Below are 19,085 nucleotides of genomic sequence, written 5' to 3'. Positions count from 1 at the left end.
CCTCCCAGGTCCGCAGCTGTGCTTCAAACCGGAGGAACTTCACCGACGCCGGGAGCCCTGCCCCCTCACCGGCGACGAGAAGACTTGCGGCCGCGCCGAAGGCGCGCGCAAGGCCGGAGGCCGCGCATGCGAGGGCGCATAGCGCCCGAGTTGCCGGGGCATCCATATAAGCGTGACCAGAACAGCGTTCAGTCTATTATTATACTCTTTGAAGAAGAGAATCTAATTAGAAGCTACAACGCAATCTCTGTCACGCTTAAATGTCTCGCTGCCCTTCCCAGGAAGTTTCTGCAGTCCAACTCTCCGGCCGCTATAAGTAACGCATACAACTCGGTCTCCGGAGAAAGTCATGGCCAAGCGCCTGTCCTTGAAGCATCTCTCGCCTGAAGAGAAGGCCGCTCATAAACGCCGGCAGGCGACGTCCCGGAAGCAGCGTGAGCGTGCCAGGAAGAAGAAGCCGCCCATTCGGATATCGCCGGAACTGGAAGAGTTCCTCGACGAGTTGCTGAAGCTGAGCCTCCGGCACACCGTCTGGGGGCTTGCTCAGTGGGAGCGGGAGAACAAACAGAAATTTCCCCATCTTGATCGGCCCGCGCCGGATGCCAAGCTGGATCAGATCCAAAAGTTCGAGAGCCGTCGCAAAATGTTGGGCCTCGCGCGCTTCTACGTTGGGACGGCCATCAAGAGGGACAAAACCAATCAGCGGCAGGCCCGCTTTCTCGTGAGAGAAGCCGAGCAGGCTGATGCTCGCGGCATCAGCGTCGACCAATTCCGCCGCGAGAAGCGTCGGGCGCGCGAGGCATCCGCCGAGCGGCAGAAGCGGTGGGACCAGCTGCAGGCGCTCCAGAAGGTTCGGTCGGCGGGAGCTGGCGCCTCATAGGCCAGCGTGAACGACAAGCCACTTATCGAGCGCGATCACCAGGTCCGGGGTGATCCGATTCTCTCTCGCTAGCGCTCGAAAGAGCGAGGTATCGTGCCGCTCGAAGCCCAACTCCTGCATCAGGTCGGCAGACGTGAGGCATTTCGCTTTCACGATCTCCCGGATGCGCGCTTTTGCCCAAGGCTGCAGCAGGCCGTCGATAGCTATCGGAGGAGACGATGTGGCGACCGTCGGAGTTCCGGCCGCGATCTTCAACCAGCGTAGAAATTCTACCTTCTCAGCAGAGGACGCAGCCTGCCAAGCGCTCTTGAGCTCCTGCAGCCGAGACCGACGCTTCTTAAGTCCCGCAGCCTCAAACGCCTGCAGAGCGGACAAGAACTTGCCGGCGAGGTAGTCCGCGTGGATCTTCGGGTGATCGCGCTTCAGCCTGTCGAGATAGTAAGTGTTGTCGCGCTTCTGAGGCTTCGGCATCGCGGCTGTCTTTCCAGGTGCTGGCCGCAGCTACAGCTACCGGCCGACAGCGTCTAGCTGTCGCTCGTCGATCGCGCTCACGATCGACCGCAGTCCGTCCGGCTCCTCGCTATAACTGAATCATCAGCACGTGGCTGACCGAAAGCGAGCTCCTTCACAATGGCCATCATCTTCCCCGAGTTTGAGTATCCCTCGCACCTGCAGCAGCTCGACATGGAGATCGCCTCCATGATCAAGGAGGCGCACGCATCTGAACAAGCCGTCGAGTTGCTTGAGCTCGCGACGAAGATCCGGCGCCATATAACCGAAGACCTTCGTCATCTCGAGGTGGAGCTGTCTCCTCCCACGCCGATCTATCCCCGGCCCAAGAGCATGACGCCGCGCGAATGGCTGGACAGGTTCAGGGCCGAGGGTGGCGTGCTGCCGAAGCCTCGGATCACGATTACCGCTGCGATGCAGGACTCTAGCCAGATGTAGCGCAACGCATGACCTTCAACACTGCTTGACGACGCGCCGGAGCGTTCGAGGATGGACACCATATCGGTTGGCTATTGCTGCCAGGTCCGCTCCGGGCTTCTCAATTTCGAAGCGAGCTGCCCGGCGCTGCTCGATGTTCAGCGCTGGCTGGCGGCCGATGTGCTTTCCGCGCGCCTGGGCCGCAGCCATGCCCGCTCGGGTTCGTTCGCTGATGAGAGAGCGCTCGAACTCCGCCATGGCAGCCAGCAGATGAAATAGGAGGCGTCCTCCCGGCGACGATGTATCGATGGCTTCGTTTAGCGAGCGGAACTCGACCTGCCGCTCTCCGAGCTGACTGACGAGACGCACGAGCTCAACCAGCGACCGTCCTAGGCGGTCGAGCCGCCAGACGACCAGCATGTCGGACGGCTTGAGGGCAGCGAGAAGGTCTGAGAGCCCAGGTCGATCAAACGATGCCCCGGAGATGCCCTGGTCGGTGAATATCTCTCTGCACCCAGCATCCCGCAGCGCGGTGAGCTGGAGATCGAGATTCTGCTCGTAAGTCGAGACCCGCGCGTATCCAATCCGTCGCATCAAAGCCTGTCACAGAAATTCCGGTTCAAAATCAATGCGATGATACCCGTCCCCGCCTTGACAGAAAGGAACCCTTTTGTCCGGGCGGGGATTTCTGTTGACCGGCTGAGCTGAGCCTCGAGATCCCAGAGGGTTAGCGACGCACCGGCTGTGAGTGTCGCGCTATGACGGAGGGGTTCCCTTTCGTGCGGCTATTTCGATGGCAGTGCGCACGGAGACATCATGCTTCTTCTTGGAAGTCTTCCGGCTCGTCGCAGTGGCAGTGATGCGCTCCAGCGACAGCTTCCGACACGAAGCTTGCTCGCTGCCGCTGCGGCCCTGATGATTACGAGCGTCCAGGCACAGGATGCTGCCATCGAAGATCTGATCAGGTCGATCGCCCATTCTCAGGGCGTTCTGTCAGCGACACAGGCAATTTGCGACGTGACGCCACCTGCCAGTGACCGGCACCGGCTCACCAACATTCTGATGAAGCGGGACGGGAAGTTCATGGCCCGGGTGCTCATCCAGGTCCGTGATCAGACGGAGGTCCAATACAAGCTCTTCGGCAGCGGACCCTGCACGCAGCAGGTCGTCGTGTTGATGCGCGGCAGCGCGAACATGCTGAAGGACGATCTCGACGAGCTCGAACGGCGCCTGTCGCGCTAGTTCTTCCAGAGCGGCTTCGTCGCGAGCAGCCTGGATCGAGAGAGCCTGAGCCAGGAACTCGCTGGCTGGCTCGACACCACCGAGCAAGTCAGCCTCGTTGTTAACGACGGGTCGCACCAGTGAGCGTCTGAGCGCTTCCTATGAAGCATCCGCAGGAGAGCAAACGCTCAACGGCGGCGTAGATCGTCACGGCGGCATTATCGTAGCGCGGGACGTAGATTCAGCTACGGATCTCGGTCATCATGCCCCAGCTGTGGATTGGCCAAGTGTCATCGGCACCGTCCTCAATTGTGAAGTGGAACTCCTTGAAGCGCCCGGCCTCGAGAAACCGCATCATGTCAGAGAATTGAGGCCGCGTTACCTCAAGCGAGAGATGGAGCGAGGGCATTGGCCCGGACTTGAACATCAACCCCGCATCGGGGAACTGCGTTTTCATAGGTGTAGGCACCCAAAAAGTCACAACCCCTGGCCATCGGGACTTCTTGTCCGGCATCAGCAGAGTCGCAGGGGCGATCAAGTAGGAGAGCTCGATCGATCGCCTTGGGGGGCCGGGCTGAACGACTTGTCCAAAATGCACGCTCGTGGCGGGGCCAAGCTCACCGATCCAGTCGCCCGTGATGACATGGGGAAAGTGAACTCCTCCCGGCTTCCTCCGTGTCGATGGCATCTCTTTCGCCCCGCGCGTCCGGTGATCAGCCGTCTTCGCCACGCCAGGCGCTCACCCGCTGGCTCGGCACGGCTGAGCTAGTCAGCCTCGTCGCAAACGACGGATCAAGCTAGCAAGCGCCTCTGCGCTTCCTATGCTGCATCCGCATTCAGCCGCCCGCGCTGCTGGCCGACGATCATCCGAAGATCTTCGACGCTGAGCAGCGCGCTACGACGGTGCAGCATGCGATGACAATTGGCGCAGACGAGAGCGAGGTCCTCCAACTTCGTCCTGTCGCCTGGTTGCAACGACGCGACCGGCTTTCGATGGTGCACCTCGATGAAGCCGAAGCCAAGCTCGCCATACACCGTCGAGAAGTCGAACTCGCACGCCTCGCAGACCAGGAGTCCATGCCGCCCGCGAGCCTGGTCCCGCTTCCGTTGCACCAACGCCCTGTTCCGCTCTCGGGACAGATGCAGGCGCAGGATCAGACCGCCCTCCTCGGCCTCGTAGGCGTCATCCCTAACGCTGACCGCATCGTCATTGATTGCCGTCCGGATTGCAGCGGCCGCCCGAGCCAATCCCTCACGGTCGTTCGCGAACGTGAGCCAAACCTCTTCCTCGAGCCTGTTTCCCTGGGACAAGCCGACCTTGCCTGCCGCCTGGAACGCTGGGTCGAGCCGGCGGAAGTTCATCATCTTCATGTAGACGCCGTTGGCGTTACGTAGGTCTCGCCGCGCTCGATGCCTCTCCGGTCGCCAAAATGCTGCAGCAATTGGGACAGCGCCAGAACCTCTGCGCTAGCCTTGCCAGGAGGGGACGCGGGGTTGAGGAAATAGAGCTCCAGAGCGAGCACATGCTCGTCCCAAGTCCAGTCCACGCGGTCGGAGTGCCGGACGACCTGGAAGTTCAAATCCGATAGCTTCCGGACGGCGTCGGCCACACCACCCGATAGTTCATCGTGTCTCAGCGGACGTCCATCGCCTGCAAGGTATTTGTGCGCGACTGCGACGATCGCCTTCGAGTCGTATTCCTTACCGTCGACCAAGAGCATGTAGTCCTTGGCCGTGCCGAAGCCGTGGGTGCGGAGAAAAGCCTCCCGGCCGAGGGCGTTGAATTCTGCAATGGAGTGGTGGACCGCCTCAGAGGTCAATGATGCTCGCATTCCGATTGCCCCGGCTGGACATGCCTCATGTGACGAGCATACTGACGACTGTTTGCTTGTCTCGTTCAAGCATCATGCTGATCCTTCCTGGCGCCTGGTCGGCGCAGCCTCACGCCAAACACGAGACTGCCGCCGCCGATGGATAAGCACGCGCTCACCGAACGCGACATCTGCACGAAATTCATCCTCCCGGCCATTAAGCGCGCCGGATGGGACGAGATGGTGCAGGTTCGGGAGGAGGTCTATTTCACCAAAGGCCGGATCATTGTGCGCGGCAAGCTGGTGACGCGCGGCAAGGCGAAGAAGGCCGACTTCGTTCTCTACTACAAGCCGAACATCCCGATCGCGCTGATCGAGGCCAAGGACAACTCACACAGCGTCGGTCACGGCATCCAGCAGGGGCTCGACTATGCCGCGACGCTGGACGTCCCCTTCGTTTTCTCCTCGAACGGCGACGGCTTCGTGTTCCACGACCGCACCGGCCGGAGCGTTCCAATCGAAACGAACCTCGGCCTTGACGCCTTTCCGTCCCCGGCCGATCTGTGGGCGCGCTATCGCGCCTGGAAGGGGCTCGACGCCGAGGCCGAACAGATCGTGCTTCAGGACTATTTCGACGACGGCAGCGGCAAGGCCCCGCGCTATTATCAGGTGAACGCTGTCAACGCCGCGATCGAGGCAATCGCCAAGGGCCGCGACCGCGTGCTGCTCGTCATGGCGACGGGCACTGGCAAGACCTACACGGCGTTTCAGATCATCTGGCGCCTGTGGAAGGCCGGCCGCAAGAAGCGCATCCTGTTCCTAGCAGATCGCAACGTGCTGATCGACCAGACGATGGTCAACGACTTCCGCCCGTTCGGCGCGGCGATGGCGAAGCTCTCGACCAACGCTAAGACGATCGAGCGCTACGACGGCACCACGGTCGATCTGGCCTTGGCGCTCGACAGGAAACGGCGGATCGACACGGCCTTCGAGGTCTATCTCGGGCTCTATCAGGCGATCACCGGCCCGGAAGAACGGCAGAAGCTCTATCGCGAATTCTCGCCCGGCTTCTTCGATCTGATCGTCATCGACGAATGCCATCGCGGCAGCGCGGCCGAGGATTCGGCCTGGCGGGAAATCCTGACGCATTTTTCCGGCGCAACGCAGATCGGCCTCACTGCCACGCCCAAGGAAACCGAATATGTGTCCAATACCGACTATTTCAGCGAACCGGTCTTCACCTATTCGTTGAAGCAGGGGATTAGCGACGGCTTTCTCGCGCCCTACAAGGTGATCAAGGTTCACATCGATCGCGACGTGGAAGGCTACCGGCCGAAACTCGGCCAGCTCGACCGTGCCGGCAACGAGGTCGAAGACCGAATCTACAACGTCAAGGATTTCGACCGGAATATCGTTCTAGACGACCGCACGCTGCTCACTGCGAAGAAGATTACCGAGTTCCTGAAGGAAAACGGCGACCGCTTCCAGAAGACCATCGTCTTCTGCGTCGATGAGGAGCACGCGGCGCGGATGCGGCAGGCACTCGTCAACGAGAACGCCGATCTGGTCTCGCAGAATCAGCGCTACGTCATGCGCATCACCGGCAGCGATAAGGAAGGCCAGGATCAGCTTGGCAACTTCATCGACCCGGAATCGAAATACCCCGTCCTGGTGACGACCTCTCGGCTCTTATCGACCGGGGTCGATGCACAAACCTGCCGGCTGATCGTGCTCGATCGTGCGGTTGGCTCGATGACCGAGTTCAAGCAAATAGTGGGACGCGGCACCCGTGTTCACGAGGACACGAAGAAATTCTTCTTCACGCTAATCGATTTTCGCGGCGCGACCGGCCATTTCGCCGACCCTGACTTCGACGGCGATCCCGTGCAGATTTACGAGCCGAGCGAAGGCGATCCGATCACGCCGCCCGATGACACGCCAGATGGCTTCGGTGAAAATGAGCAGAGGCCATACGAGCCCGGTGAGGGCGAAACCGTGGTCGATCAGCCAGGTCCGCCGCAGCAAACCGGCGGACCAGTCCGCAAGATCTACGTCGATGGCGTCGGCGCCCGCATCGTCGCCGAGCGCGTCGAATATCTCGACGAGAACGGCAAGCTCGTCACCGAATCCCTGCGCGACTTCACCAAGACAGAGCTGAAGAAGCGCTTCGCTAGCCTCGACGATTTCCTCAAGCGCTGGAAATCGGCAGAACGCAAGCAGGCGATCATCGAGGAGCTGGAAGCAGAGGGCCTGGCGCTGGATTCAGTCGCGGACGAGCTTGGCAAAATCCTCGATCCTTTCGATCTGATCTGCCATATCGCCTTCGACCAGAAGCCGCTCACCCGCCGGGAGCGGGCCGAGAACGTCAGGAAGCGCGATGTGTTCACAAAATACGGGCCTCAGGCGCGTGCCGTGCTCGACGCGCTGCTCGACAAGTATCGCGACGAGGGCGTGCTCAATCTCGACGACGCCAACGTGCTGAAGGTGACGCCCTTCACCGCGATGGGCAGCGTCGTGCAACTCATCAAGGCGTTCGGCGGCAGGGAGGGCTTCGAGAAGGCCGTCCACGAAATGCAGGACGCGATCTATCAGGAGACCGCATAGCCTATGATCGTCCGACCCACCGTCAAATCCATTCAGGACATCATGCGCCAGGACGTGGGTGTCGATGGGGATGCGCAGCGCATCAGTCAGCTCACCTGGCTGTTCTTCCTCAAGATCATCGACGACCAGGATCAGGAACTCGAACTGACAAGGGATGGCTACCGGGCGCCAATCTCTGAAAAATTCCAATGGCGCAACTGGGCCGCAGACCCGGAGGGCATCACCGGGCAGGCGCTACTGGATTTCATCAACGACGAACTGTTCCCGGCGCTGAAGGGCTTGCAGGTTTCGCTCCAGCCCGGCGATCGCCGCCGCGTGGTGCGCGACGTGTTCGAGGATGCCTATAACTACATGAAATCCGGCCAGTTGCTGCGGCAGGTGGTCAACAAGATCAACGACGTCGATTTCAACAATCTCGACGAGCGGCGCCACTTCGGTGAGTTCTACGAGCAGCTGCTCAACGACCTACAATCGGCCGGCAATGCCGGCGAATATTACACGCCGCGCGCCGTGACCGCCTTCATGGTCGACCGCATCGACCCGCGCCCGGGTGAAATCCTGTTCGATCCGGCCTGCGGCACGGGTGGCTTCCTGACCTGTGCCATCAATCACATGGAGAAGAAATACATCCGCACGCCGAAACAGCGCGAGGCCATGCAGGGGGCATTGCGCGCGGTGGAGAAGAAGCAGCTTCCGCACATGCTCTGCGTCACCAACATGCTGCTGCACGGCATCGAGGACCCAAGTTTCGTGCGCCACGACAACACGCTGGCGCGGCCGCTGATTTCGTGGAGCAAGGACGAACGCGTCGATGTCGTCGTCACCAACCCGCCCTTCGGCGGGCGCGAGGAAGATGGGATCGAGAACAATTTCCCGACCTTCCGCACCAAAGAAACTGCCGATCTGTTCCTGGCGTTGATCGTGCGCCTCCTCAAAAGCGACGGCCGCGCCGCCGTGGTGCTGCCGGATGGCACGCTGTTCGGCGAGGGCGTCAAGACGCGGCTGAAGGAGCACCTGATGGAGGAGTGCAACCTCCACACCATCGTCCGCCTGCCCAACTCCGTGTTCAAGCCCTATGCCTCGATTGGCACCAATTTGCTGTTCTTCGAGAAGGGCGCGCCCACGCGCGACATCTGGTTCTACGAGCACCGCGTGCCGGACGGCCAGAAAGCTTATTCGATGACTAAGCCGATCCGGCTGGAGCATTTCCAGGGCTGCATCGACTGGTGGGGCGGCAAGGAGCGAAAGGGCCGCGAGGAGACGCCGCAAGCCTGGCGCGTCACCGCCGAGGAGGTGAAGGCGCGCCGTTACAATCTCGACATCAAGAACCCGCACGCAGTGGCCGACGATCACGGCGACCCGGAAATGCTGCTGGCCGACCTCGCCGCCGCCGAAGCCGAGACGGCGACGTATCGCGACCAGTTGAAGGCGATCCTCGCCGAGGCGCTGGCACGATGAACGCCGAACGGCTGCTGGCGCATTACGAGAAGGTCGCCGACGCGCCCGACGCGATCGGGAGGCTACGCCGCTTCATTCTCGATCTGGCGGTGCGCGGCAAACTCGTGCCGCAAGACCCGAACGACGAACTGGCATCGGAACTGCTGAAACGGATCGCCAACGTGAAGCTGGACCAAGTCGGTCTGCCGCAAGGATGGCGTCGGGCCAAGATCGGTTCGATTCTAGAGTTTCAATACGGCAAGGGCTTAAAGGCGGCCGAACGATCGGAAGAAGGCCCGGTGCCTGTGTTCGGTTCAAATGGGATCGTCGGGTTCACGGTTGAACCCCTGACAATGCGTCCTTCGATCATCGTAGGTCGCAAGGGATCGGCTGGTGCCTTGAACCTTTGCGACGGCCCATCGTGGACAACTGACGTTGCCTACTTCGTCGAAGCCCCTTCATTTCTCGATCTTCGGTTTATGTTGAACGCGCTTGCGGCTCTCGATCTGGATAAGCTCGGAAAGGGCGTGAAACCCGGCTTAAGCCGTTCTGAGGCATACGATCAGATCATCGCCCTCCCACCGCTCGCCGAACAGCACCGCATCGCCGCCAAGGTCGATGAGTTGATGGGCCTGTGCGATCGGCTGGAGGCGGCGCGGACAAGCCGCGAGGCGACGCGGGATCGGCTGGCGGCGGCGACCTTCTCCCGCCTCAACGCGCCCGATCCCGAGACCTTTCAGGCCGATGCCCGCTTCGCCCTTGACGCGGTGCCGGCGCTGACGGTGCGTCCCGACCAGATCAAGGCGCTGCGCCAGACCATTCTCAACCTCGCCGTGCGCGGCAAACTGGTAGAGGGCACGACGGCCAAAGCTGCTTCGGTTGGCGATTATCGAACGCTCCAAAACGGCTACGCCTTCAAAAGCAGTTGGTTCTCAAAATCGGGCGTGCGCCTTCTCCGCAATGCGAACATTGGACACGACGAAATCCGCTGGAACGACGTTGTCCACCTGCCAGAAGCTCGCCTATCCGAGTTCGGGCGCTTTAGGCTCAACGAAGGCGACATAGTGCTAACGCTAGACAGACCTTTCATCACAACCGGAACAAAGGTGGCCCGCGTAAGTGCTGACGACCTGCCCTCGCTTCTGCTTCAACGCGTGGGCAGGTTCATCGAGGCCTCGCCAGGTCTCGATGACGACTACCTGTTCCTCTGGATCAACTCTCCGCACTTCAACGACCAGATAGACCCCGGCCGCAGCAACGGCGTTCCGCATATTTCCTCGAAGCAGGTTGAGGCGGCCAAAATTTTCGTTCCACCACTCGCCGACCAGCACCGCATCGTCGCCAAGGTCGGTGCACTGATGGCACTCTGCGACCGACTAGAGGGGGGCTTAGCCTCCGTCGTCGGCCACCGTCGTCAGCTGTTGGACGCGCTGCTGGCTGAAGCGCTGATGCCCGGAGAAGCAAGCCGCCTCGAGGCTGCAGAGTGACGCTGCGGATCGAATTCACCAGCCAGGCGTTTCCAACCTCATACACCTTTCGCTGTGGAACCTTGGAAACATCCTGGAGCGAAATTCTCTGGGCTGCGATCACACTCGGCCGCCCTAGCGCCTACCATGTGTTTCGGCATGGCCCCTCGTCCTTTCACGAGGCCATCTTCCGCTTAGCGCTAATCCGAATGGCGGTGGAGCAGGATTGGAGTTTGCACCTGAGGCGCACGGACGCCTTTGCCGCACTCGATCCGACCGAGAAGGGCATGGTGAGCTACTTCCTGGGCATGACGCTTTGCAAGCTTTTCGCTTCGAGGCTTCTAGCCACGCCTTGGCTGCTACATCTAGACGTATTCCGCGAGCACCTTAACCCTGCGATTCTTGGCAGGTCCCGGCCGGATCTCGTAGGTGAAGATGTTAGCGGGCGCTGGCACGCCTTCGAGAGCAAAGGGCGCTCAGCTGCACCATCACAATCAGATAAAAATAAAGCAAAATTTCAGGCTTTGAGGTTAATTTCAATTGGAAATCAGAATTGCTCAATGAATATCGGTTCTTTCGCTTTCTTCAATCCTGATGTTCTTGAGTTTTTCTGGAAGGATCCAGACCCGAAGACAGCGATACCAATTGAATTGCCGCGACCAGACGGGGAGTGGCGATATTACTATGAGCCTGCTTTAAGCCTCGCAACCGAGTCTTCATCGGGCCCAATGGCATCCGAAGCGGAGCTAGCCGACGTTGAGATCTCTATACACCCGGAAATTTGGCGGTTGCTCGAAGGAGGCCGCTGGTCTGCCGCTCGGGAAATAGCCAAGCAGAACCGCGAGGCCTTCCGTTTACAGGGTTATCAGGCCGACGGTTTGAAAGTCTCTCCGGGCAATAGCTGGATGAAGCCTTATGAACCACGCGGGGATAGGTGGAGATAGCAACGTCGCGACGGCCTGCGGGTTCGCCACCCGAGTAGCTTCGGAGCCCAGCCACAGCCGCGGCGCACCCGACACGATTCGAACGCGCGACCTTTACCTGACCCATCTTCGCTTCGTCGCAAATTCCCTCGTTGCCGAAGCAGCTGGGATCAGCTATCCAGCCTCCACGGAAAGCGCCCGTAGCTCAGCTGGATAGAGCGTTGCCCTCCGAAGGCAAAGGTCACACGTTCGAATCGTGTCGGGCGCGCCATTTTACCGAGATAAACCAATGCTTTATAAAAGCGCCGTCGGCACGAAGGATCGCGCGGCGCTATTGGTTCAGCACGGGCTCGACAGGGCAGAGAAAAAATTCGACCGGCGCGTGTGCATGATCTGGATTTTCTTGCGTTGATTTGCGGCGTTTGCAGAGCGTGTGCCGGCTGACGCAGGAGAAACTTGCCGAGTGCGCCGGCATGAGCGGGTCCCTACGCAGGGGCGATCGAGCGGGCGGACGTCTCCGCTAGCGTCATACTGGCCAGATCGCAGGGGCTTTGGGCGTGGAACCGGGGGCCTTGCGTTCTGCTCGGAAACCCCGAGTGGCGAGAAAATCAAGCAGCAGCATCACCCGGTGGAGAAGGAAATTCCTCACAATCCCAGGAAACGCTCTCGCAAGCCAATGAGTCCTTCGCATTGGAGACCAAATTTCTACGCCCGAGCCGATTGATTTCGCCCGAGGTATTGCGGCGGCTTTTTCAACACATTTGGCCCTTTCCCGACGTTACGAAGGTCCGCTTTCCGGCAGTCTGATTAAGCGGTGCGTCTCGCTTGTGGCGCACACCATAAGCCGGAACGCCGGATGAGGGGGTATCTGGCACAAAGTAAAACATCACAACTTCCTCGATTTCTCGAATTTCGACTCTGGCGAGGCATAAATGGAACTCGATTAAAATATAACCGCCCCTCATCCGGAATATGTTATCGTGCTCTTCGGAAGATTTTCTTCCGGTTCGGAAAGTCCGACATCATGAAAATTCCAGCAGAACTGAAACCGGCCGCCTGGGGCGCCGTCGGCGGGGCTGTTGCACTCGCCGTCATCGGTTTCACCTGGGGCGGCTGGGTGACACAGAGCACAGCGGAACGAGAAGCCAAGGCACGCTCGAATACCGCCCTTGTTGCGGCTCTCTCGCCGATCTGCGTGGTGAGGTTCCAGCAGCAGAACAATGCGACCGAACAGCTCGTCGAACTCAAGAAGATCAGCTCCTGGCAACAGGGTGATTTCATCGCGAAAGGCGGCTGGGCGACGATGCCGGGCAGCTCATCACCCGATTCGGATGTAGCCAAGGCCTGCGCGGCAGCTCTCGGCATTCCGAAAACCTAAGATTGCTCGCCAGTCGCGCGGCACTGAGACCGGGCGGTTTCTTGTCGCGCGAAATGCGTTCTCAGCGTCGCGCGACAAAGATCGCAACCTACCGACGATATGCCTGAATTCGATCAGCCCCCATCGAGGATGATCCTATGAGCCTCCATTTCCCCAATCCGATCCGACGGTATGACGCCGCGCGGAACTGCGTCTGTTTCTGGGGTTCCGATTCCGCTCTGGAGATTGCATTCGAGGTCGAGCTCGCGGCGCTGCACGGCATCGACGCTTCAGCCGGTCCGGACGAAGCGTCGACCCTGAGAGCGTATGATGGGCATCTTGCTGCCATTCAGAAGGCCGCCGGGGCAGCTTATTCCCGCAAGCGCCAGAGCTACCATCGATTGACGGCTTCCGATTTCTAGTCGTGCTCGAGCTTTTCTGCCGACGGCAGATTCGCGGACTTCTCCGGGTCCCGTAGTCGTTGCATTGCGATCTTTCGATCGTCGCCAGCCGGCACCGGTTCGGTCGGCGCGACTGCCGTTTGCGGGGCAATAACCGGCTTGTTGGTGTTTGCGGCCGGCTTGGGCTCGATCGTCTTGAAGCGGATCATCACTGTCCTGTCGGTTGGTCGAAGCTCGCAGCATGCGTCTCACCCCAAGGGACCATTGCCCTAGGGCACAAACCGCTACTTCCTTTTCGGAGCTGCGGCCTTCACGACCGAAGCGGCAAGGCTGGCGGGAGCTGCGACTGCAACTTTCGGCTTTTCCTGCTTCGGCTTTTTGGTCTCGCGGTTCCCGCGTCGTTCGCCTTTTGACATGCCGTTCTAGTCCTCGTTCGGAGATCGCGGAGCGCGATCTCTCGGGTCGTACCGGCCGGAACTGGGCGCTTCGCGGGGCAGTTGCCCATCGCGATGCGCATGCGTGGTTGCGGGCGCAGATGTCATGCAAGGGGTAGCGAGCAGGTGCTCGTGTCAGCGCGGCCGGCTAGCAGCTGCCGCGGCTGCCTGGGAACGAATCCAGGCAAGTCATGTCGAAGCAGAAGCGCAGCCTAGGCCAGGGCCGAGGACAGCGCACGCTGTTTCTTTTGCGGCTGCCCGTTGGGCCGGCGCGTCGCGGTCCGCCGGGAGCACATGGTCCTCATCCGAGGATGGAGCGATACAGCTCGAGATAACGATCGGCCATGTGGTCGACGGTGAAGCGCGCGGCGACCGCTGCCCGGCAGGCGGCGCGGTCGATCTCGGAGAGGCGCGCGATCGCCGCCACGGCCTCGTCGACACTGTCGACCAGGAAGCCGGTGACGCCGTGCTCGATCAGTTCCGGCATCGAACCGCGCCTGGAGGCGATGACGGGCGTTCCGCAGGCAAGCGCCTCGATGACCGACAATCCGAACGGCTCCTCGAAATTGATCAGATGCAGCAGCGCCTTGGCCGAACCGAGCGCATGCGTGCGCGCGCTGCCGCCGACGGGACCGAGATAGACGACGTCCTCGCCGGCGAGAGCGGAGGCGACCTGCGCGTCGTGATAGCCTTGGTCCTGGACGATGCCGGCCATGACCAGCCGCCGCCCGGCGCCGCGCGCCGTGGCGATCGCCTCAGCTGCGCCCTTGTCGGGGTGGATGCGGCCGAAGAAGAGCAGGTCGTCGCTTCCGACCGGATCGAACGGGAAATCCTCGATCCGGATGCCGTGGTGGATCGTCGCCGCATAGCGCAGATCGGGATGCCGGTCGGCGGCGCTGATCGCGACATAGTGGACGCGGTCCTCATGGGCCTTGAAGGCCGGCAGGATGCGTGGCGAGGAGAAGCCGTGGATCGTCGTCACCACTGGCGTATCGACCAGACGCGAGAAGGCGAGCGGCACGAAATCGGCCTGGTTGTGGATGAGGTCGAACTCGCCGGCACGCTCGAAGACATGGGCGACATGCAGCAGCTCCCAGACCTTGGCGTCGATCGTCGGATCCTCGGAATAGGGTGCAGGGCAGACGCCGGCCAAGGTCCCCGCCGTATGACTGTCTCTTGTGGCGAACAGGGTGACATCGACGCCGCGCGCCACCAGCGCCTCGGTCAGCAGGCTCGTCACCAGCTCCCATGGGCCATAATGACGCGGCGGCGTGCGCCAGGAGATCGGCGCCAGCATGGCAATGCGCAAGCGTTCGTCCCTCCCTGCGGTCAGTCGGCGAGCGTTAGGATCACGCCCTCATCGGGCCTCAGCAGCAATGCGCCGTCCTGAACCAGCGTCAGATCGGCGAGCGTGGACAGGAGTGGCCGGCAATCGTGTGCCCATTCCGGCAAGGCCAGACGTTGCAGCCGCTCGCCAAGATTGAGCGCCACGATCAGCCGGTCCGCATCATGCCGACGCTCATAGGCAAGTACGTCGCCGTCAGTCTCCAGCAGCGCGAAATCACCGATCGCCAGGGCAGGATGGGCGCGCCGGGCCGCGAGCAGCCGGCGATGCAGCGCCAGTATCGAGCCTGGTTCGGCTAGCTCTCGTGCCACGTTGCGCACCGGCCAGTCGGCGTTGAGCGGCAGCCAGGGCCGAGCCGTGCTGAAGCCAGCATGTACGCTGTCGTCCCACGGCATCGGGGTGCGGACCGGATCGCGCCCGAGGCCCTTTCCCGGCTGGCGTAGCTCGCGCGGATCCCGGACCTGATCGGGCGGGATCGGCACGTCGCTGAGGCCGAGTTCGTCACCATAATAGAGGGTGGGCGTGCCGCGCAGGGTCAGCAGCAGCATCGCTGCGACCCGTGCCTGGCTTTCCTCGACTCTGGTCGCGACGCGCGGGCGGTCGTGATTGCCGAGCACCCAGTTCGGCCAGCCGCCGGGCGGCAGCGCCGCCTCGTAAGCGGCGATGAGCTCGGCCAGCGATCTTGCCTGCCAGGGCGCCTCGATCAGCTGGAAATTGAAGGGCAGGTGCACGCCCGCCCGGTCCTCGCCGTAATAGCGCATGAGCCGGTCGACCGGCAGGTAGATTTCCCCGATCAGCAGGCGCTCGCCCTGCCCCGTGGCCTGATACTCATCGGCAAGGGCGCGCATGTCGGCTGCGATGCCATGGATCTCGGGCTGGTCGGTCGAATGTAGCTGGATCAACCGGTCCTTCTCGTCGAGCGCAGGCCGATAGGCCGGGTTCGGCGGGTTGTCGGGGAAGTCGGCGGCCTTGACCAGGTGCCAGAGCACATCAATGCGGAAACCGTCGACGCCGCGGTCGAACCAGAAGCGCAGCACGTCGTGCATCGCCGCCCGCACCGCCGGATTGCGCCAGTTGAGGTCCGGCTGCTGCTTCAGGAAGGCATGGTAGTAATACTGGCCACTGGCCTCGTCCCATTCCCAGGCCGGGCCGCCGAAATCGCTGATCCAGTTGTTGGGCGGCCCGCCCCCGGCGGCGGGGTCGCGCCAGAGATACCAATCCCGTTTCGGATTGCTGCGCGAGGAGCGACTCTCCGCGAACCAAGGATGCCGGTCGGAGGTGTGGTTCGGTACGAAATCCAGCAAGACCTTGAGCCCACGCGCATGAGCCTGTGCCAGCAGATCGTCGAAATCGGCGAGACTGCCGAAGCGGGGATCGACGTTGCAATAATCGGAGACGTCGTAGCCGAAATCGGCCATCGGCGAGGGATAGATCGGCGAAATCCAGATCGCGTCGATGCCGAGCTCGGCGAGGTAGCCCAGCCGTCGCGTAATGCCCTTGAGGTCGCCGACCCCGTCGCTGTCGCTGTCCTGGAACGAGCGCGGGTAGATCTGGTAGATCACGCCGCTCTGCCACCATGGCACGGTCATCGCCGCGCCATCGCATGCGGGCGCGGCGCATGAGAGCCGGAGGAGGCACGAGCGTGAACTCTCTTCCCCTCTCCGCCGAACCGGCTCCGCGCCGAAACTATCGCCGCAGGCTGGAACAAAAGGACTCCGGTGGCGGTTGGCTTGTTATGACCATTTCCACGACCATCCCGTCCCCACCGTCCGTCGATCACGACATGGAGCTGTCGCTCCCCGCAGATGCGCCGCGCAATATCGTCAGGAAGCGGCAGCAGCGGAAGGCGCGCTCGGTGGCAGGCAGCCATATCGACGAAGCGCTTTCGGGGCTTCCGATCTCCGATCAGGCCAAGGCCTCGCGCAAAGCAAGGCTGATCGACCTGCCGAACGGCACCCCGCCCAAGCGACCCGGCAGGGCCGACGAATCCGGCTCGGCCTAGCCTGCGCCGGAGCGGCGCCGATCGGCTTTGCTCAGCCATCGGCAGCGGGGCCTTCATCCGCGGGCTGGCGCCGGCAGGTGCCTCGCGTAAAGCGCTCGATCTCGGCAAGCGCATCATCAAGGGATTTGAAGGGCCCCCGGCGCATGGCCTCCATCGTGTGCAGTGCCTGGCCTGCCGGATAGATCATAAACTCGCCCTCTGCTCTGTCCTCGATATATCCCATGTCGCGGCCGAGCAGATCGGTCAGCAACCAGGCCGTTCCATCCGGCTTCTGCGTGACATCGATATCCAAGCGAACTCCGTTGGTCGGAGCCCGCAATCCGGCGGGCTCAAGGTGCGGCTTCAACCAGTCAGAACAGTGGTTTTATCGTCGAGCCCCCCGGAAATGGACATTGAGCCAGTCAAACCGTCCGTTTGCGCTTGGGCGTCGGTGGCGCGGATGCCGCAGCGGCGCGGTCAGCGGCCTCCTTCTGCAGCCGGAGTTCTTTCAGGCGCGCCGTGTTGGCGTCGCGCGCCTGGGTGATGGTCTCCGTTTCGGAAAGGACGCGGTTGCGCGTCAATGATTGGGTTTGCGTCCTCAGGAACGCGGCATCTGCCGTCACGCGGGATTTCGAGTTCTCAGCCAAGTGTCTTCTCCGGAGGATGTCGGCTTGCGGTATGAGATTGACCTCGCAGCGAGCGTCACCCGACGGGGCTGCGCACCGATTCGAGGCTGTCCGAAACAATCTGGTCGTGCCCGATCGCCCGTTCAAAACCATCGGCGCCGCGAACGCGGTATTCGCGCTCGCCGCTCGCCCGCGTCGGCATGATCCGCACGACCTCATACTCACCAGTACCGGATTGATCGGCGAAGCCGAAGGACAGCCGGACCACGTCCCCAAGCGCGATCGAGCGTTGGATCACGGGCTCATGTTGGGTCATTTTGATGTTCCTTTTCACGGAGAGGCGGCCCGCCGCAGATCATGCGTCTCTTCCGCAGCAACCGGATCCAGGGCTTGCAGCAGCGCCCCGATCCTGATCGTCGCGAAATTGCAGTAGGTGTCGGAGACCGCGTAGGGCAGGACGATCTGCCCGCCGTGGCGCATCGCGCCGCAGGTGTAGACGACGTTGGGAACGTAGCCCTCGCGCTCGGACGGCTCCGGCCGGACCAGAGGTTCGCGTGAGCGCGCAAGCACCCTCGAGGGATCCTGTTTGTCGAGAAGGACAGCGCCGATCGCATAGCGTCGCACGGGTCCGACGCCATGGGTGAACAGCAGCCAGCCTTCGTCGAGTTCGATCGGCGAACCACAGGTCCCGATCTGGATGAACTCCCAGGGATATTGCGGCTTCAGGATCGCGACGCCCCCGTCCCAGTTCATGAGATCGTCCGAATAGACGAGATAGAGGTTCTCGTTGTCCTGCCGCGCGATCATGGCGTAGCGGCCGCCGATCTTGCGCGGAAACAGGGCCATACCCTTGTTCACGGCAGCGCTGCCTCGCAGCGGCGACATCCGGAACGACAGGAAGTCGGTGGTCTCGATCAGCTCGGAACGTATCCCCCTGCCATCATAGGCCGTGTAGGTGGCGCGGAACACGGTCCGCCCGCCCTCGTCGAACTCGACGAAGCGCGCGTCCTCGATCCCATTCGACTGCGAGGCCGTGATCGGAAAGATCACGCGCTCGCTGATGTCACCGTCCGGTGAGAACACCACCTCGACGTCATCGCCATCGAGGCGCACCATGCGATTGCGGAAGGTCGCGATCGTCGCAAGGCGCGAGGTCGGATCGACGCTCAGACTGCCGTCGGCGGCGATCGTACCGGACCGGAACGTCAGGGATGAGATATGCCCTTCGCCGACCGCGCGCACGCTGAGGACGAAGCGACGCCCGCCCGGCGGAGCGCCGGACTGGTCGGGGTGCGAGACGATGCTCGGGTTGAAGAGCGCCGCCGCCTCGAACGAATACTCGTGCAGGAAATAGGATCCGACCAGCTGGCGCTGCGTCCGGGTGAACGCGCCATGTTCCGTGAACACTTCCTCCATCTCGTCGGCGCGCGCCTCGAAGCGTTCCAGCAGGTTCCGGTGCCGGCCGTTGAAGTTCTCCAGCACCTCGGCGAGCTGGCTAGCCGCCGCCTCCTGGTCCAGTCCCGTCACACGAGCGACGATGTGGTTCGCACGCAGCTTGTCGGTGGGATTCATGTCGCGCGGATCGGGCGAGGGTCCGAAGCGGCGGACTACGACCCGTGCGGGATCCGGACGCAGGTGCAAGGCCTGCCGGTTCAGGAAGGTGGCTAGCGGC

The 19,085-nt window shown here is 62.0% G+C and carries 21 protein-coding genes and 1 tRNA gene; 11 read left to right on the top strand and 11 right to left on the bottom strand.

Annotated features, from left to right (window positions below; translation table 11 throughout):
• The first annotated feature begins 349 nt into the window (after window positions 1-349).
• A complete protein-coding gene (locus B6S44_RS14840; protein WP_129157640.1) occupies window positions 350-880 on the top strand; it encodes a hypothetical protein in 531 nt (176 codons plus the stop codon).
• On the opposite strand, the gene B6S44_RS14835 is transcribed toward B6S44_RS14840, so the two are convergent.
• Complete coding sequence (locus B6S44_RS14835; protein ID WP_129157639.1) at window positions 875-1,351, bottom strand: hypothetical protein; 477 nt, start codon at window positions 1,349-1,351, stop codon at window positions 875-877. The genes B6S44_RS14840 and B6S44_RS14835 overlap by 6 nt on opposite strands.
• A gap of 159 nt (window positions 1,352-1,510) precedes the next feature.
• Between B6S44_RS14835 and B6S44_RS14830 the strand changes: the two genes are divergently transcribed.
• Entirely contained in the window at window positions 1,511-1,828 is a 318-nt protein-coding gene (locus B6S44_RS14830; protein WP_129157638.1) for a hypothetical protein, read from the top strand.
• A gap of 15 nt (window positions 1,829-1,843) precedes the next feature.
• Here the strand turns inward: B6S44_RS14830 and B6S44_RS14825 are convergent, their stop codons facing one another.
• A complete protein-coding gene (locus B6S44_RS14825; protein WP_129157637.1) occupies window positions 1,844-2,401 on the bottom strand; it encodes a recombinase family protein in 558 nt (185 codons plus the stop codon).
• Window positions 2,402-2,824: 423 nt separating this feature from the next.
• Between B6S44_RS14825 and B6S44_RS14820 the strand changes: the two genes are divergently transcribed.
• Window positions 2,825-3,049 (top strand): hypothetical protein, encoded by a 225-nt coding sequence (locus tag B6S44_RS14820; protein ID WP_129157636.1) that lies wholly within the window; start codon window positions 2,825-2,827, stop codon window positions 3,047-3,049.
• 798 nt (window positions 3,050-3,847) lie between these two features.
• On the opposite strand, the gene B6S44_RS14810 is transcribed toward B6S44_RS14820, so the two are convergent.
• Both B6S44_RS14810 and B6S44_RS14805 read right to left on the bottom strand, forming a co-directional pair.
• On the bottom strand, window positions 3,848-4,399 hold the full coding sequence (locus B6S44_RS14810; protein WP_129157635.1) for an HNH endonuclease: 552 nt from the start codon (window positions 4,397-4,399) through the stop codon (window positions 3,848-3,850).
• The gene (locus tag B6S44_RS14805) at window positions 4,396-4,848 is read right to left on the bottom strand and encodes a ScoMcrA-related endonuclease (protein ID WP_129157634.1); all 453 of its coding nucleotides are present in this window, start codon (window positions 4,846-4,848) and stop codon (window positions 4,396-4,398) included. The genes B6S44_RS14810 and B6S44_RS14805 overlap by 4 nt, the downstream gene beginning before the upstream one ends.
• Before the next feature lie 150 nt (window positions 4,849-4,998).
• Here B6S44_RS14805 and hsdR point away from each other — a divergent pair, with 150 nt between their 5' ends.
• The 7 genes from hsdR (at window position 4,999) to B6S44_RS14770 (ending at window position 13,048) form a co-directional block, all read left to right on the top strand.
• Window positions 4,999-7,443, top strand: coding sequence for an EcoAI/FtnUII family type I restriction enzme subunit R (hsdR, locus tag B6S44_RS14800; RefSeq protein WP_129157633.1), 2,445 nt, complete (start codon window positions 4,999-5,001; stop codon window positions 7,441-7,443).
• 3 nt (window positions 7,444-7,446) lie between these two features.
• Window positions 7,447-8,901 carry a type I restriction-modification system subunit M gene (locus B6S44_RS14795; RefSeq protein ID WP_129157632.1) on the top strand — a complete coding sequence of 485 codons (1,455 nt, stop codon included), beginning with the start codon at window positions 7,447-7,449 and terminating at the stop codon, window positions 8,899-8,901.
• Window positions 8,898-10,367, top strand: coding sequence for a restriction endonuclease subunit S (locus tag B6S44_RS14790; RefSeq protein WP_129157631.1), 1,470 nt, complete (start codon window positions 8,898-8,900; stop codon window positions 10,365-10,367). The genes B6S44_RS14795 and B6S44_RS14790 overlap by 4 nt, the downstream gene beginning before the upstream one ends.
• Window positions 10,364-11,290 carry a hypothetical protein gene (locus B6S44_RS14785; protein WP_129157630.1) on the top strand — a complete coding sequence of 309 codons (927 nt, stop codon included), beginning with the start codon at window positions 10,364-10,366 and terminating at the stop codon, window positions 11,288-11,290. The genes B6S44_RS14790 and B6S44_RS14785 overlap by 4 nt, the downstream gene beginning before the upstream one ends.
• 173 nt (window positions 11,291-11,463) lie before the next feature.
• Window positions 11,464-11,540 (top strand) — tRNA-Arg (locus tag B6S44_RS14780).
• Window positions 11,541-12,125: 585 nt separating this feature from the next.
• Complete coding sequence (locus B6S44_RS14775; RefSeq protein WP_248309598.1) at window positions 12,126-12,647, top strand: hypothetical protein; 522 nt, start codon at window positions 12,126-12,128, stop codon at window positions 12,645-12,647.
• 137 nt (window positions 12,648-12,784) lie between these two features.
• Entirely contained in the window at window positions 12,785-13,048 is a 264-nt protein-coding gene (locus B6S44_RS14770; protein ID WP_129157628.1) for a DUF1488 family protein, read from the top strand.
• Here B6S44_RS14770 and B6S44_RS14765 read toward each other — a convergent pair.
• From B6S44_RS14765 to B6S44_RS14755, 3 genes are all read right to left on the bottom strand, one after another.
• On the bottom strand, window positions 13,045-13,236 hold the full coding sequence (locus B6S44_RS14765) for a hypothetical protein (RefSeq protein WP_129157627.1): 192 nt from the start codon (window positions 13,234-13,236) through the stop codon (window positions 13,045-13,047). The two genes, B6S44_RS14770 and B6S44_RS14765, sit on opposite strands and share 4 nt — an antisense overlap.
• Before the next feature lie 526 nt (window positions 13,237-13,762).
• Window positions 13,763-14,770, bottom strand: a complete 1,008-nt coding sequence (locus B6S44_RS14760) for a glycosyltransferase family 4 protein (RefSeq protein ID WP_129157626.1) — start codon at window positions 14,768-14,770, stop codon at window positions 13,763-13,765.
• A 20-nt stretch (window positions 14,771-14,790) separates the two neighbouring features.
• On the bottom strand, window positions 14,791-16,395 hold the full coding sequence (locus tag B6S44_RS14755) for an alpha-amylase family glycosyl hydrolase (RefSeq protein ID WP_206735158.1): 1,605 nt from the start codon (window positions 16,393-16,395) through the stop codon (window positions 14,791-14,793).
• 194 nt (window positions 16,396-16,589) lie between these two features.
• Between B6S44_RS14755 and B6S44_RS14750 the strand changes: the two genes are divergently transcribed.
• The gene (locus B6S44_RS14750) at window positions 16,590-16,808 is read left to right on the top strand and encodes a hypothetical protein (RefSeq protein ID WP_164985827.1); all 219 of its coding nucleotides are present in this window, start codon (window positions 16,590-16,592) and stop codon (window positions 16,806-16,808) included.
• A 31-nt stretch (window positions 16,809-16,839) separates the two neighbouring features.
• Here the strand turns inward: B6S44_RS14750 and B6S44_RS14745 are convergent, their stop codons facing one another.
• The 4 genes from B6S44_RS14745 to B6S44_RS14730 all read right to left on the bottom strand — a co-directional run bounded on the left by B6S44_RS14745 (window position 16,840) and on the right by B6S44_RS14730 (window position 18,985).
• Window positions 16,840-17,100 (bottom strand): hypothetical protein, encoded by a 261-nt coding sequence (locus tag B6S44_RS14745; protein ID WP_248309597.1) that lies wholly within the window; start codon window positions 17,098-17,100, stop codon window positions 16,840-16,842.
• A gap of 109 nt (window positions 17,101-17,209) precedes the next feature.
• Window positions 17,210-17,434: a hypothetical protein gene (locus tag B6S44_RS14740; RefSeq protein WP_129157623.1), complete on the bottom strand. Its 225-nt coding sequence runs from the start codon at window positions 17,432-17,434 to the stop codon at window positions 17,210-17,212.
• A gap of 55 nt (window positions 17,435-17,489) precedes the next feature.
• On the bottom strand, window positions 17,490-17,711 hold the full coding sequence (locus tag B6S44_RS14735) for a hypothetical protein (RefSeq protein ID WP_129157622.1): 222 nt from the start codon (window positions 17,709-17,711) through the stop codon (window positions 17,490-17,492).
• A gap of 32 nt (window positions 17,712-17,743) precedes the next feature.
• Window positions 17,744-18,985 (bottom strand): glycoside hydrolase family 130 protein, encoded by a 1,242-nt coding sequence (locus tag B6S44_RS14730; RefSeq protein ID WP_465246112.1) that lies wholly within the window; start codon window positions 18,983-18,985, stop codon window positions 17,744-17,746.
• Window positions 18,986-19,085: the final 100 nt, after the last annotated feature.

Origin of the sequence: Allobosea sp. Tri-44, from assembly GCF_004123845.1 — a bacterium.
In the GTDB taxonomy this organism is placed as follows: domain Bacteria; phylum Pseudomonadota; class Alphaproteobacteria; order Rhizobiales; family Beijerinckiaceae; genus Allobosea.
Note: the sequence above shows the minus strand (reverse complement) of the source record. Positions and strands in the feature narration are given on the sequence as shown.